The sequence below is a fragment of the Methylophaga sp. genome, assembly GCF_965655755.1.
In the GTDB taxonomy this organism is placed as follows: Bacteria; Pseudomonadota; Gammaproteobacteria; order Nitrosococcales; family Methylophagaceae; genus Methylophaga.
In genome coordinates this window covers 27,017-39,701 of sequence record NZ_CBFHHW010000026.1, presented here as the reverse complement: position 1 = coordinate 39,701, position 12,685 = coordinate 27,017, and the positions used below count along the sequence as shown (strand labels likewise).

Annotated in this window: 16 protein-coding genes; 7 read left to right on the top strand and 9 right to left on the bottom strand. The window is 46.6% G+C overall.

Features of this window, described 5'->3' with window-relative positions:
* From ACTF5U_RS09465 to ACTF5U_RS09435, 7 genes are all read right to left on the bottom strand, one after another.
* Window positions 1-291, bottom strand: a 291-nt coding sequence (locus tag ACTF5U_RS09465) for a Clp protease N-terminal domain-containing protein (RefSeq protein WP_438971380.1), incomplete at its 3' end; no start/stop codon positions are given.
* A gap of 38 nt (window positions 292-329) precedes the next feature.
* Window positions 330-659, bottom strand: a complete 330-nt coding sequence (gene clpS / locus ACTF5U_RS09460; RefSeq protein WP_438971379.1) for an ATP-dependent Clp protease adapter ClpS — start codon at window positions 657-659, stop codon at window positions 330-332.
* 7 nt (window positions 660-666) lie between these two features.
* On the bottom strand, window positions 667-978 hold the full coding sequence (gene grxD, locus ACTF5U_RS09455) for a Grx4 family monothiol glutaredoxin (RefSeq protein WP_438971378.1): 312 nt from the start codon (window positions 976-978) through the stop codon (window positions 667-669).
* A 71-nt stretch (window positions 979-1,049) separates the two neighbouring features.
* Complete coding sequence (serB, locus tag ACTF5U_RS09450) at window positions 1,050-1,892, bottom strand: phosphoserine phosphatase SerB (RefSeq protein WP_438971377.1); 843 nt, start codon at window positions 1,890-1,892, stop codon at window positions 1,050-1,052.
* Between the two features lie 78 nt (window positions 1,893-1,970).
* Window positions 1,971-2,510, bottom strand: coding sequence for an inorganic diphosphatase (gene ppa / locus ACTF5U_RS09445; RefSeq protein ID WP_438971376.1), 540 nt, complete (start codon window positions 2,508-2,510; stop codon window positions 1,971-1,973).
* Window positions 2,511-2,602: 92 nt separating this feature from the next.
* Window positions 2,603-2,773 carry a rubredoxin gene (locus tag ACTF5U_RS09440; protein ID WP_438971375.1) on the bottom strand — a complete coding sequence of 57 codons (171 nt, stop codon included), beginning with the start codon at window positions 2,771-2,773 and terminating at the stop codon, window positions 2,603-2,605.
* A gap of 23 nt (window positions 2,774-2,796) precedes the next feature.
* Window positions 2,797-3,588 carry a sulfite exporter TauE/SafE family protein gene (locus ACTF5U_RS09435; protein ID WP_438971374.1) on the bottom strand — a complete coding sequence of 264 codons (792 nt, stop codon included), beginning with the start codon at window positions 3,586-3,588 and terminating at the stop codon, window positions 2,797-2,799.
* Window positions 3,589-3,740: 152 nt separating this feature from the next.
* Between ACTF5U_RS09435 and ACTF5U_RS09430 the strand changes: the two genes are divergently transcribed.
* Together ACTF5U_RS09430 and ACTF5U_RS09425 are read left to right on the top strand one after the other, a co-directional pair.
* Window positions 3,741-5,753 (top strand): sodium-translocating pyrophosphatase, encoded by a 2,013-nt coding sequence (locus ACTF5U_RS09430; protein WP_438971373.1) that lies wholly within the window; start codon window positions 3,741-3,743, stop codon window positions 5,751-5,753.
* Window positions 5,754-5,819: 66 nt separating this feature from the next.
* A complete protein-coding gene (locus ACTF5U_RS09425) occupies window positions 5,820-7,139 on the top strand; it encodes an MATE family efflux transporter (RefSeq protein ID WP_438971372.1) in 1,320 nt (439 codons plus the stop codon).
* Window positions 7,140-7,180: 41 nt separating this feature from the next.
* Here ACTF5U_RS09425 and ACTF5U_RS09420 read toward each other — a convergent pair whose 3' ends face one another.
* The gene (locus ACTF5U_RS09420; protein WP_438971371.1) at window positions 7,181-7,366 is read right to left on the bottom strand and encodes a hypothetical protein; all 186 of its coding nucleotides are present in this window, start codon (window positions 7,364-7,366) and stop codon (window positions 7,181-7,183) included.
* Window positions 7,367-7,413: 47 nt separating this feature from the next.
* The gene (locus tag ACTF5U_RS09415; protein WP_438971370.1) at window positions 7,414-8,271 is read right to left on the bottom strand and encodes a pseudouridine synthase family protein; all 858 of its coding nucleotides are present in this window, start codon (window positions 8,269-8,271) and stop codon (window positions 7,414-7,416) included.
* Between the two features lie 53 nt (window positions 8,272-8,324).
* Between ACTF5U_RS09415 and ACTF5U_RS09410 the strand changes: the two genes are divergently transcribed.
* The 5 genes from ACTF5U_RS09410 to ACTF5U_RS09390 all read left to right on the top strand — a co-directional run.
* Window positions 8,325-8,783 carry a DUF4124 domain-containing protein gene (locus ACTF5U_RS09410; RefSeq protein ID WP_438971369.1) on the top strand — a complete coding sequence of 153 codons (459 nt, stop codon included), beginning with the start codon at window positions 8,325-8,327 and terminating at the stop codon, window positions 8,781-8,783.
* A gap of 14 nt (window positions 8,784-8,797) precedes the next feature.
* On the top strand, window positions 8,798-9,133 hold the full coding sequence (locus ACTF5U_RS09405) for a phenylpyruvate tautomerase MIF-related protein (protein WP_438971368.1): 336 nt from the start codon (window positions 8,798-8,800) through the stop codon (window positions 9,131-9,133).
* A gap of 80 nt (window positions 9,134-9,213) precedes the next feature.
* A complete protein-coding gene (locus tag ACTF5U_RS09400; protein WP_438971367.1) occupies window positions 9,214-10,923 on the top strand; it encodes a proline--tRNA ligase in 1,710 nt (569 codons plus the stop codon).
* Between the two features lie 10 nt (window positions 10,924-10,933).
* Window positions 10,934-12,451 carry a fumarate hydratase gene (locus ACTF5U_RS09395; protein ID WP_438971366.1) on the top strand — a complete coding sequence of 506 codons (1,518 nt, stop codon included), beginning with the start codon at window positions 10,934-10,936 and terminating at the stop codon, window positions 12,449-12,451.
* A 32-nt stretch (window positions 12,452-12,483) separates the two neighbouring features.
* A partial coding sequence (locus ACTF5U_RS09390) for a DUF4149 domain-containing protein (protein ID WP_438971365.1) occupies window positions 12,484-12,685 on the top strand: 202 nt, incomplete at its 3' end.

Here is a 12,685-nt window from a genome sequence, read left to right as displayed (position 1 = left end):
CGATGACTGCACATGCATAACAGCACGCTGCAGAATGCGCTGGAATGCTAGGGTAGGCTGTGTCTCGCGCTCACTATCTTCGGGTAATGTTGGTAGGTTATCGGCTAGAAAATCGCCCAGTTCCTGCCGCAAGATAGATACATCTACATCACAGGCTTTTAAAACCGCCAACGCCTGACCATTTTCCAGTAGGGCAAGTAGTAAATGCTCAACGGTAAGAAACTCATGTGAGCGCTGCCGAGCATAATTAAATGCCTGACTGAGGGTTTGTTCGAGTTCTTTACTTAACATCTTGCGTTCCACCTATATTGGTTGGATATCGAACTGGGTCATTCCTCTTCCATCGTACATTGCAATGGATGGCCGTGGCGTTGAGAGTAGCTGTTGACCTGTTCGACTTTCGCTTCAGCTATCTCATAAGTAAAAATACCACACAAAGCACTACCTTCGGTGTGAACTTCCAGCATGGTTTGCGTCGCTTTATCGCTTCCCATGCTGAAAAGATTCTCCAGCACCTCAACCACGAAATCCATGGGCGTATAGTCGTCATTGAGCATGATCACCCGATATTTGGGTGGCTGCTTCAAATCTGGCTTGGATGGCGCGACAGCATATTCGTGTTCGCCGTCGTGCCAATCGTGATCGTTTTCCTGACTCATGCCTTGGTTAGCTCGCTTGATCAATCATTTTTTTCAATTCACCATTTTCGTAAAGTTCCATGATGATATCGCAACCACCAACCAGTTCACCCTTGATATAGAGTTGTGGGAAGGTTGGCCAATCTGCATAACGGTGAAGGTTTTCACGCACTTCCGGTTCTGCTAATACATTAATATAAGCAAACTCTGCACCACAAGCAGCAACTGCCTGCGACGAACGGCTAGAAAAGCCACATTGTGGGAATTCCGGTGTGCCTTTCATGAACAGGATAACCGGATTAGTTTCTATTGCCTGCCCAATGCGTTCCATAATTTCCATTATTTGATCCTCGTAATTTGAAAAATTCTCTTTGGTGAGATGGGGACGAAGGTTTTAATTTCAAGATCAGGCTAGTTATAGCTAAGCTGCAACAAACCCAAAATAGCGTCCAATCCATTATGATTGATGGCGGTATCAGCGTGTTGCTGAACTTTTGGTTTGGCGTGGTATGCAACGCTCAAACCGGCCGGTTGCATCATCAACAAATCATTCGCACCATCTCCCACTGCCAGCGTCTGTGCTGGCGTTATATTAAGTTGCTTACAGCACTGCAGTAAAAAATCTGCTTTGGTCTGCGCGCCACAAATATCGCCATCCAGTTCACCGGTCAGCTTGCCTTCTCTTTCCGCCAGTTTATTCGCTTGACTGAAGTCCAGCCCCAGACGTTGTTTGAGCCTGTCGGTAAAGAAGGTAAAGCCGCCTGAGACTAATGCCAGCTTGATACCATTATGCTTCAATGTTTCGACCATAATCTCAGCACCAGGATTCAACTGCAAGCGTTCTTCATAAACACGCTCCAATACCGAAACATCCAGCCCTTTTAACAGAGACACACGTTGTCTGAGTGAAGTTTCAAAATCAATCTCACCACGCATGGCTGATTCTGTAATTTCTGCGACCTGTGGTTTAAGATTCATAAAATCAGCAATTTCATCAATACATTCGATACTGATCAGAGTTGAATCCATGTCTGTTACCAGAAGACCGGTTTTTCTCACATCGAAATTAGACGGTATTGCATTGATATCGAAGTCAAATTGCTGACGAAATGATTCGATGGCCTGACTGTCAACAGAAGCATCCCTAACGGTCGCATAGTTCTGCTGCCAATTAAGTTCACCGCTGACTTCATGAGCAAGTTGTTCGCCATCTTTTCTGGTTAATAATGCGCCCTGCAAGACCAAAGTTGTCATGATTGTTCCGAGTCTAGATAAAAAATCGGCGAGACTGAAAGCTTCAGCTCGCCGAACAGTTTTGCTGATAGCAAAAAATTAGAATTGTGGTTTAACTGGTGCCGCTTTAAAACGCTCAACACTGGCAACAATTTCCGCTTTCGCTTCAGCCTTATTCACCCATCCTTCAATTTTTACCCATTTGTTCTTTTCCAGATCTTTGTAATGTTCAAAGAAGTGAGCTAACTGGTCTAACAAACGTGATGACAAATCATCAACGTCATTGACGTCGTCATACATCTTATCGTGCGGTACCGCGATGATCTTGGCATCTTCACCAGATTCATCCGTCATTTTCAGCATACCAACTGGACGGCAAGCAACCACCGAACCACTGATTAAGGCATAGGGGCTCACGACCAAAACATCTACCGGATCACCATCATCAGAAAGGGTATGCGGGATGTATCCGTAGTTACAGGGGTAGAACATCGCCGTATTCATGAAACGATCGACGAACAATGCGCCAGTTTCCTTATCCACTTCATATTTCACCGGGTCAGAGTGTGAAGGGATTTCGATGATGACATTAATGTCTTCAGGCAGGTTTTTGCCTGAACCAACACGGTCGAGGTTCATAATGCGCGAGCTCCAGTAATTTAGGTGAACAAAATCCCTGATTATAGAAGAATTTTCATCTGGATTAAACTCTAAAACACGGCAGCTCGTTGTTATTGCTCTAAAGGAATCATTTCAAAATCTTCTTTTAGCGCACCGCAATCAGGACAAACCCAGTCATCTGGAATGTCATCCCAAGCGGTTCCTGGTTCAATACCTTCTTCTGGCATGCCTTCTGATTCATCGTAAACAAACCCACACACGGAACAAATCCACTTATTCATGATGGTCTCTCCTGTTTTAACAGTTAACGGAATAATAACAGTAACCCTACAGTCAACAGCACAAGCGAAAATAACTTGCTGAGTTTTTCATGTGACAAATTTTTCGCTAATCGAGCACCAATCGGCGCCATAAATATACTGGTTGAAATGATACCAATGAATGCCTGCCAGTGAACAAAACCGGTCTGCCATCCTGTATTGATGTTGTATTTGACTATACCCATCCAGATAAAGCCTATTACACCACTGACGGCAATCGGAAAGCCACACGCTGCAGCCGTACCCACAGCCCGTTGCATTTTCTGCCCCGCTACTACCAGGTATGGTACTACCAGCGTGCCACCACCGATTCCAACCATAGCGGAAATAATTCCGGTAAAAACCCCATATCCAGACATAAAACTCAAGGTGAGTAACTTGGGTGATAGCGCTTTTGGTAAGGGTAGCCATAATCTGACTGCCATGAGTAAGGCAAAGAAAGCAAAAAATGTCTGCAGCCACTGACTGGAGAGATTCGCCGCAATCATCGCGCCAAGCAAACTTCCCACAATTAAGCCCGGAGTAAGTTTTTTAACTAAAATCCAATCCGTTGTTCCGTAACCATGGTGAGCACGCATTGATGATAATGACGTTACGACAATCGTCATCAGTGACGTTCCGATAGCAACATGGATAGCCACATCTGCTGCCATGGTCTGCCAGCTAAACACTAATAGTAGGATAGGCACAATAATCAAGCCTCCCCCTATCCCGAACAGTCCAGCCAATACTCCGGCAATAACGCCTGCTCCTGCATAGCTCAGCCATTCAATCATCGTTATTAGCTATCTCTATGAAAAACAAGGCTTCTCCCCGCGACTTTACTTGCCGTTACGATACAGGTATAAGAGTTTGAGCACCACAAAACGTAGATCTAAGGAGCAACAATTAGCTAACACTTTCTAATCATAATAACGAGGTAAGACTTATGACGTCACTCAGCTACGTCCCAATGATTTTGGGGATTTTCGGACTGTTCTGTGCATTTCTGGTTTACAACAAGGTCAAGGCGCAATCACCGGGTTCCGGTAGTGTTGTAGAAATTGGTGACCAGATACATCTGGGTGCAATGGTTTTCATGCGAGCTGAGTACAGCCGCCTCGCTATTTTTTGTCTTGTTTGTATTGTCGCTTTGGGTCTTTCTGATCTCGGTTGGCACAGTGCTTTTGCTTTCTTTGTTGGTGCCATCTGTTCGGCTAGTGCAGGCTTTATTGGTATGTACAGTGCCACTCAGGCAAACGTCAGAACAGCCGTTGCAGCACGTGACAGCGGTGCATCTGAAGCTTTAACCATCGCATTTTTCGGTGGTTCCATCATGGGGCTGACGGTTGCCGCCATGGGCTTATTGGGTCTGGGTATTCTTTATTTACTCTATGGTGCCGATCCCCACACAGTTCATACAATTCATGGGTTTGGTATGGGTGCGTCTTCTGTTGCATTATTTTCACGTGTCGGTGGCGGTATCTTCACCAAAAGTGCCGATGTGGGGGCAGATCTTGTGGGCAAGGTCGAAGCTGGCATTCCGGAGGATGACCCCCGTAACCCAGGCGTCATTGCCGATAATGTAGGTGACAATGTAGGCGACGTTGCCGGTATGGGGTCGGATATTTTCGAGTCATACTGTGGCGCGATGATCGCCAGTATCGCCATCGCATCAACCATGAGTGCAGTTGCTATCAGTCAACTCGCGGATACCCAGGAAACCTTGATGTTTATGCCTCTGGCTCTAGCTTCGATCGGTTTGCTCTGTTCTATCGCTGGTATCTTTACAGTGAAGGTTTTTTCTCACAAAAGTCCGGAAGCCGCGTTGCGAATTGGCACCATGGGGGCATCCGTACTTTTCATCGCCGTTTCATGGCTTTTGATCATCAGTCTAGGTGGCATGACGAATCTGTGGATTGCGGTTCTTTCGGGTGCCATTGGTGGCATTATCATCGGTCTGGTAACGGAATACTACACAGGCGGTGCACCTGTGCGGAAACTTGCTGCCAGTGGTGAAACAGGTGCAGCCACCGTCATGATTGGCGGGTTAGCTTTAGGTATGCAGTCTGTCGCTATTCCAGTTTTGACTATTGCAGGTATTATCTTCGTTTCCAGTCACTTTGCTGGCTTATACGGCGTGGGTATTGCAGCTGTAGGCATGTTGGCAACAGTTGGAATTACCATGGCAATTGATGCCTACGGTCCGGTTGCCGATAACGCGGGCGGTATTGCTGAGATGGCTGAAATGGGCAAAGAAACTCGTGACATTACGGATTCTCTGGATGAATTAGGTAATACCACAGCGGCGATTGGTAAAGGTTTTGCTATTGGTGCAGCAGCACTGGCAGCGCTGGCTCTTATCAGTGCTTATATCGAGACAATCACGCTGGGCGACCCGAATTTTGCCTTATTGATAAACAACCCAGTCGTTTTGATGGGTATGTTCCTTGGCGGCATATTCCCGTTTCTTGTCAGCGCTATGACTATGACAGCTGTAGGGGATGCGGCCTTCGATATGATTAAAGAAATTCGTCGTCAGTTCAAAGAAATTCCGGGACTGATGGAAGGCACAGCCAAACCAGACACAGCCCGCTGCGTCGATATCGCCACTAAAGCCGCTTTGAATAAAATGATCCTGCCCGGCACGCTCGCTGTGTTAGCGCCTGTTGTTGTCGGTTTCGGATTGGGAGCTGAAGCTCTGGGCGGTATGCTTGGTGGCGCCCTAATCTGCTGTGTAATGATGGCCCTGATGATGGCGAACGCAGGTGGCGCATGGGATAATGCTAAAAAACATGTCGAGAAAGGTAATCTTGGTGGCAAAGGCTCCGATGTTCATAAAGCCGTTGTTGTGGGCGATACCGTAGGTGATCCGCTTAAAGATACTTCCGGTCCATCAATGAACATCTTAATCAACGTCATGGCTATCGTCAGTCTGGTCATCGCACCACTGCTGATCTGATAATTAATTTTTCACTCACCTGCAAGGCCACCTTCGGGTGGTCTTGTTGTTTACAGGAACCGCTTTTTGCTAACCACACGTGCCGTAACGCATCGCCGAGTCTGGACTCTGGCTGGTCCCATGATTCTAGCTAACCTGTCCACACCTTTACTAGGCATGGTCGACACGGCTGTGGTTGGTCACCTCAATTCGCCTATCCACCTCGGTGCTGTAGCTCTAGGTACCATGCTATTCACCTTTTTATTCTGGGGATTTGGTTTTCTTCGCATGGTGACAACCGGACTGACCTCTCAGGCCAGTACGCAAGATAATCGTCACGCAACACGAGCCGTTTTAGTCCAGTCAGGTATGCTGGCTTTGGTGATCGCCGTTTTGCTTCTAGTATTGCAATCGCCGATCGGCTGGTTCGCCTTTCAACTTATGGACGGAAGTGCTGAGGTACTTTCAGCAGCACACAATTATTATCAGATACGTATCTGGAGTGCACCCGCCACGCTAGTCAACTACGCTATTCTGGGATGGTTGATTGGCATGGGCGCTTCGCGGTCTGCCCTTGTCGTTGTACTAGTGATTAATATCACCAATATCGTTTTTGATTTGATTCTGGTCAATCAGTTTGGCATGAAATCCGATGGCGTCGCTTTTGCTTCAGTAATGGCCGAATATATCGGGCTTATTTTTGCTATTGGTTTGCTCAGCAAGCGACAACTTGCTCTCAAAGAAATCAAACTGAAACGCGAACTTAGGCGCTTGGTTGAAAATCGTAAAGAATTAAACCTACATGGCAACTTTATGCTGAGGACATTTTGTCTGATATTCAGTTTTGCCTTCTTTACCAATCAGGGTGCACAACAGGGTGATGTTGCTTTAGCAGCCAATATGGTTCTGCTCAATTTTATTACCTTTATGGCATTTGTTCTGGATGGATTTGCCAATGCCACCGAAGTCATGAGTGGCAATGCTATAGGTTTATCTGACAAAACGATGTTGAAACAAAGCCTGATTCTAAATGGCTTCTGGTCATTTTTTGTCGCCTGTTTATTTAGCATGGTGTATTACGTTTTCGGGAATCAGATCATTGCTTTATTGACGAGTATTGACGTGGTTGCCAATACCGCTTCCGAGTACCGTTTCTGGGTCGTTCTGGCACCACTGATTGGTGTCTGGTCGTATTTGTTTGATGGTTTATTTGTTGGCGCTACCCTGGGGCGGGAAATGCGTAACACAATGTTAATAGCCACTTTCGCTTGTTATCTGCCTGCTTGGTACTTATTGCAGGATTTTGATAACCATGGTTTATGGGCAGCATTGATGGTCTTACTGGCAGCGCGCGGTGTTAGTCAAAGCTTTTATTTGCCGAAAATTCTTAATCAAACAAATACTTAAGCGGCGTAACTTAGGCTGTTTTACTGCTTAGTCAGACTTTATCAAATCGTTGTCCCTGAATCCCAGCCACTATTTTTGTCTTTACGGCGGTCTTTGCCTTGACGTCGATCATCTTTATCTGGCTCAAACCGAATCATGTCTCGACGGTCTTCACCCTTACGTCGATGTTCTTCACGTCTTTCAGATTGTCCGCTACCTTGCCACTCATTGTTGTCTTTATCTGCCATCGTCGATGTCTCCCTGTGCTTTATATCTGAAATTACTCCCGGCTGGCTTATTTTGTCAATGCGTCCGAATCCGATAACAAATTGAATTTTTTAATTTTTTGACTGTATGGACACATAAAAGAGAGGTAATAAGCGGTCAGCTGTAAGTTCACTTGGTCATTTGTATTTCCGTACAACCTGTCACCAACCACCGGGTAACCCAGACTAGACACATGTCTTCTTATCTGGTGCTTTCGTCCAGTTTCTATGTGAACATCGAGCAAGCTTTGCTGCTTATCTGCGTCAAACGTCAAGCGGGTAAAAAAACTTGATGCATGACGCCCATCGAGCTGCAGATCTACATTGACCGGTGAATTTTCTGTTGCTGTAGAGGGGAATTCACCTTTAACCCAGACACGGTAACGTTTATCAATCTGACGACTTTGAAATAAGCCTGATAGTAATGCAGCCGCCTGTTTTTCATGCGCGACAATAATAAGACCATTTGCTGCCCGGTCTAAGCGATGCACCACAAAAGCATTTCGTTCCGGTGTCAGATGTTGCTCTGCCCAGCGCGTCACCGTGCAGTGATCCCCCCATTTGGATCCCTGAGACAAAACACCGTAGGGTTTATTCCAGATACTGTAATGGCCTAAGTCAGCAATCAGTTCAGGTGGCGTGGGTTTGCGTTCCAAAACATCCGCATCATAGTAGAGGTGTAAAGCTTGACCTTTTTGGAGCTCTCGCTTGGCACGCCGAAGTCGTTGTGTCTTTTTACCCGTCGTTAACCATACCGCTCCTTTGAGCATAACCTTCTTCAATAGTTGCTTGGAAAGACAGGTTTCTGCTGCCAGGATATCGACAGCGATCTGACCAGTTTCGGTAACGGTAATATGCTTTTCGAAACGCTCTAAACTAGAAGACATTTTATGATTGGGCGCTTTGGCGTAGAATTAAATTTATTTATTCGGTGCGGATTATGGTTATACCTTATTTCAAGCAAATTTGCCTGACCTTGTTCACAGTGATGATATCGTTTTCCGTCAGTGCTGAGATATTCAAATGGAAAGATGAAGACGGCCAGACCCATTATTCACAAACACCGCCACCATCAGTTCAAGCTGAAACAGTCGATGTGCCGCCGCCGCCCCCAATCAACCCAGATCAAGCTAGAGAAGAGGTTCAGGCCTTGATTGATAAGCAACAAGAAGCCGAACAAGCGGAGCAAGCCAAACAGCAACAACGTGAAGAAGAAGCACAACAAGAGGCTATTCGCGAAGAAAATTGTCGTATCGCCAGAGAAAATTTTACTACCTATAAGAATAATCCGGGAAGACGTCTTGTCGACGCCGAAGGTAACGTCACTCGTATGGTTGAGGAAGAACGCCAGCAGAAAATGCAGGAATTCCAACAACAAATTGACGAATTTTGCCAATAATGTAGGAGAACTTTATGCCTTATCTGAATATTGTCACGAATCAAGATGTGAAAGACGAAACATCGTTATTAAAGGCCGCCAGCCAGACCATAGCTAAAGAATCAGGTAAACCTGAGAGTTACGTCATGGTTGCTATAGAGCAAAAAGCTAATATGCTGTTTGGTGGTAGTGATGCCCCGACAGCGATTCTGGATTATCGGTCTCTCGGCCTGCCTGGTGACAGGCAAGCCTTTTCGAATGCTTTATGTACGCTAATCAATGAACAACTGGGCATTGATGGTGGACGAATCTATATCAGTATGACGGATTCAGAGCGACAGAACTGGGGCTGGAACCACAGTACTTTTTAGCTTAAATTTTTTATCATCAATATAGGGCACTGCTGGTTTCCAGTGGTGCCATTTAGTTATAACAGGAAAAATAAACTTACATGCGTGCCTCCAACCTGCTCATTTCTACCCTTAAAGAGACGCCTGCTGACGCAGAGATTGTCAGCCACCAACTGATGCTTCGCGCGGGGCTTATCCGTCGTCTTGCTTCTGGTCTCTACACATGGTTGCCGATGGGACTGAAAATTCTCAGGAAAACCGAAGCCATCATTCGTGATGAAATGAATAATGCCGGTGCTCAGGAAGTTTTAATGCCATCCATTCAGCCGGCAGAGTTATGGCAGGAAAGTCAGCGTTGGGAGAAATATGGCCCTGAGTTGCTTCGCGTGACGGATCGCCATCAACGTGAATATTGTTATGGGCCGACACATGAAGAAGTAATAACTGACTTAGTTCGTCAGGAAATCCGGAGCTATAAGCAGTTGCCAGTCAATTTTTACCAAATCCAGACCAAATTCCGTGATGAAATTCGTCCTCGCTTTGGTTTAATGCGTGCCAGGGAGTTCCTGATGAAAGATGCGTATTCTTTCCATCTGGATCACGCGTCACTTCAACAGACCTACGATGAAATGTTTGCCGCGTACACGCGCATATTTTCTCGAATCGGACTCGAATTTAGACCGGTACAGGCCGATACCGGCAGTATCGGTGGTAATGCCTCGCATGAATTCCATGTTCTGGCCAACTCAGGCGAAGACGCAATCGCTTTTAGTGATCAGAGTGATTATGCCGCTAATGTCGAACTGGCTGAGGCTATTGCACCGGCTGGCGAACGTCCTGCCGCTAATGAGTCAATGGCCACCATTGATACGCCTCAACAGCACACAATTGATGAAGTCAGCACATTTCTGAATAAACCAGCAAACCAATGTCTGAAAACGTTATTGGTCGAAGGGACAGAAGAAGGTTCAGTCGTCGCTCTGGTTTTGCGTGGGGATCACGACCTGAATGAAATTAAAGCAGAAAAACACCCTCAGGTTGCAAACCCACTGACATTTGCTACACCGGAAAGAGTGCTTGAAGCTTGTGGCGCAAATATTGGCTCTATTGGTCCTGTCGGTCTTAACATTCCGGTACTGGTTGATCATGCTGCTGCATTTGTAAGTGACTTTGTCTGTGGTGCTAATGAAGATGAAAAGCATCTGACTGGTGTCAATTGGGGCCGTGACTTGGCAGAACCCGAAGCAGTTGATTTACGTAATGTCGTCGCCGGTGACCCCAGTCCGGATGGTCAGGGTTTACTGGATATAGCACGTGGTATTGAAGTCGGCCATATTTTCCAACTCGGCGAAAACTACAGCAGTAAACTCAATGCCGTTGTTCTCAATGAAACAGGTAAATCTCAGGTCATCACGATGGGCTGTTATGGCATTGGCGTCTCGCGCGTGGTGGCTGCAGCAATTGAACAGAACCATGATGACCGCGGCATTATTTGGCCGGAAGCCATTGCACCGTATCAGGTTGTGCTGGTGCCGGTAAACGCGCATAAATCAGTGCGTGTCAAAGAAAAAGCAGAAGAAATTTATCAACAGCTTCAAGCGGCAGGTATTGATGTTCTATTGGATGATCGCGGCTTACGTCCGGGTGTCGCTTTTGCCGACATGGAACTGATTGGTATTCCCCATCGTTTGATTCTGGGTGAACGCGGTCTCGATAGTGGCATGATTGAATATAAATCCCGTCGTACGGGTGAAGGTGATGAGTTTCCGATAGATGCAGTTATCGAGACTATCAAACAAAAACTGAGCTGAGATAAAGCCCATGAGTTTAATCAAAGAATCTGATGTTATTGACAGCGTAGCGGATGCGCTGCAATTCATTGCCTGTTATCACCCTAAAGATTTTATTCAGGCGATGAGTAAGGCTTACGAACGTGAGCAGTCTCCTTCTGCCCGTGATGCGATAGCACAGATTCTAATGAACTCCCGAATGTGCGCCGAAAACAATCGACCGATTTGTCAGGACACCGGCATCGTCAACGTGTTTGTGAAAGTAGGTATGGATGTTCAGTGGCAGGCAACAATGAGTCTGGACGATATGGTCAATGAGGGTGTCCGCCGTGCCTACCTGCAACCGGATAATGTTTTACGCGCCTCAGTCGTTTCTGATCCACTTGGCAGCCGCCAGAACACAAAAGATAATACCCCTGCAGTGATCCACACTGAACTGGTTCAGGGTGACACGGTGGAAGTCCTCATTGCGGCTAAAGGGGGTGGCAGTGAGAATAAAGCCAAATTTACGATTCTTAACCCAAGCGATAGTTTGGTTGACTGGGTATTGGAGACCGTTCCAAAAATGGGAGCTGGCTGGTGTCCACCCGGTATGCTAGGAATCGGTGTTGGCGGTACCGCCGAAAAAGCCATGTTGATGGCAAAAGAATCCCTGATGCATCCGATAGATATTCAGGAATTAATTGATCGGGGTCCAGAAACCGCAGCAGAGAAGTTACGTGTCGAACTTTACGAAAAGGTCAACAATCTTGGGATCGGTGCACAAGGTCTTGGGGGATTAACCACCGTGCTGGACGTCAAAGTCAGCGACTATCCGACCCATGCAGCATCACTGCCGGTTGCTATGATTCCAAACTGTGCGGCAACCCGACATATCCACTTCACTTTGGATGGTACAGGTGCTGCTGAATTTGAACCACCGTCACTGGATGACTGGCCGGATATCACTTGGCAGGCTGCTGAAAACACACGTCATGTGAACCTTGATACGGTGTCTCAGGCTGATATCGAACAATGGCGGCCAGGTGAGACATTGCTTTTAAGCGGTCACCTGCTAACTGGCCGTGACGCAGCCCATAAGAAAATTGCAGACTTGCTGGCCAAAGGTGAGGCATTACCAGAAGGACTCGACTTTAAAGGCCGCTTTATCTATTACGTTGGTCCTGTGGATCCGATTCAAGGTGAAGTAGTTGGCCCTGCGGGCCCTACTACCGCCACTCGAATGGATAAATTCACTGACATGATGCTGTCTGAGACCGGCTTGCTCGGCATGATTGGTAAAGCTGAACGTGGTGACACCACAATAGAAAGCATCAAAAAGCATCACTCCGTTTACCTGATTGCCATTGGTGGTGCAGCCTATCTGGTGTCTAAAGCAATTAAATCCTCACGCATGATTGCCTTTGAAGAATTGGGGATGGAAGCTATCCGGGAGTTCTACGTGGAGAACATGCCGGTTACAGTAGCAGTGGACAGTCAGGGGCAGTCTGTTCACAAAACCGGGCCAAAAGAATGGCGTATTAAGCTCGCAGAGCTTACAATCGAATAAAGCACTCGAATAAGTTATACAAGGAAACGGTCATGAGCATAGCAATACCTCTCCACCTTCTGGCCGCTGTCATCTGGGTTGGTGGGATGTTTTTTGCCTATATGGTCTTGCGTCCAACAGCCGCCACCCTACTCCCCCCTGAACAACGTCTTCCTTTGTGGAGTGAGACATTCAAGCTATTCTTCAAATGGATATGGGGAGCAATTATCACCCTGCTTATAACCGGTTTCTGGT

Bases quoted from the DNA above. Each gene is read 5' to 3' on its own strand.
- ACTF5U_RS09435 (WP_438971374.1), bottom strand. From the start codon at position 3,588: ATGATTGAATGGCTGAGCTATGCAGGAGCAGGCGTTATTGCCGGAGTA.
- ACTF5U_RS09430 (WP_438971373.1), top strand. From the start codon at position 3,741: ATGACGTCACTCAGCTACGTCCCAATGATTTTGGGGATTTTCGGACTG.
- grxD (WP_438971378.1), bottom strand. From the start codon at position 978: ATGGAAATTATGGAACGCATTGGGCAGGCAATAGAAACTAATCCGGTT.
- ACTF5U_RS09420 (WP_438971371.1), bottom strand. From the start codon at position 7,366: ATGGCAGATAAAGACAACAATGAGTGGCAAGGTAGCGGACAATCTGAA.
- ACTF5U_RS09395 (WP_438971366.1), top strand. From the start codon at position 10,934: ATGAGTTTAATCAAAGAATCTGATGTTATTGACAGCGTAGCGGATGCG.
- clpS (WP_438971379.1), bottom strand. From the start codon at position 659: ATGAGTCAGGAAAACGATCACGATTGGCACGACGGCGAACACGAATAT.
- ppa (WP_438971376.1), bottom strand. From the start codon at position 2,510: ATGAACCTCGACCGTGTTGGTTCAGGCAAAAACCTGCCTGAAGACATT.
- ACTF5U_RS09415 (WP_438971370.1), bottom strand. From the start codon at position 8,271: ATGTCTTCTAGTTTAGAGCGTTTCGAAAAGCATATTACCGTTACCGAA.
- serB (WP_438971377.1), bottom strand. From the start codon at position 1,892: ATGACAACTTTGGTCTTGCAGGGCGCATTATTAACCAGAAAAGATGGC.
- ACTF5U_RS09410 (WP_438971369.1), top strand. From the start codon at position 8,325: ATGGTTATACCTTATTTCAAGCAAATTTGCCTGACCTTGTTCACAGTG.
- ACTF5U_RS09440 (WP_438971375.1), bottom strand. From the start codon at position 2,773: ATGAATAAGTGGATTTGTTCCGTGTGTGGGTTTGTTTACGATGAATCA.
- ACTF5U_RS09405 (WP_438971368.1), top strand. From the start codon at position 8,798: ATGCCTTATCTGAATATTGTCACGAATCAAGATGTGAAAGACGAAACA.
- ACTF5U_RS09400 (WP_438971367.1), top strand. From the start codon at position 9,214: ATGCGTGCCTCCAACCTGCTCATTTCTACCCTTAAAGAGACGCCTGCT.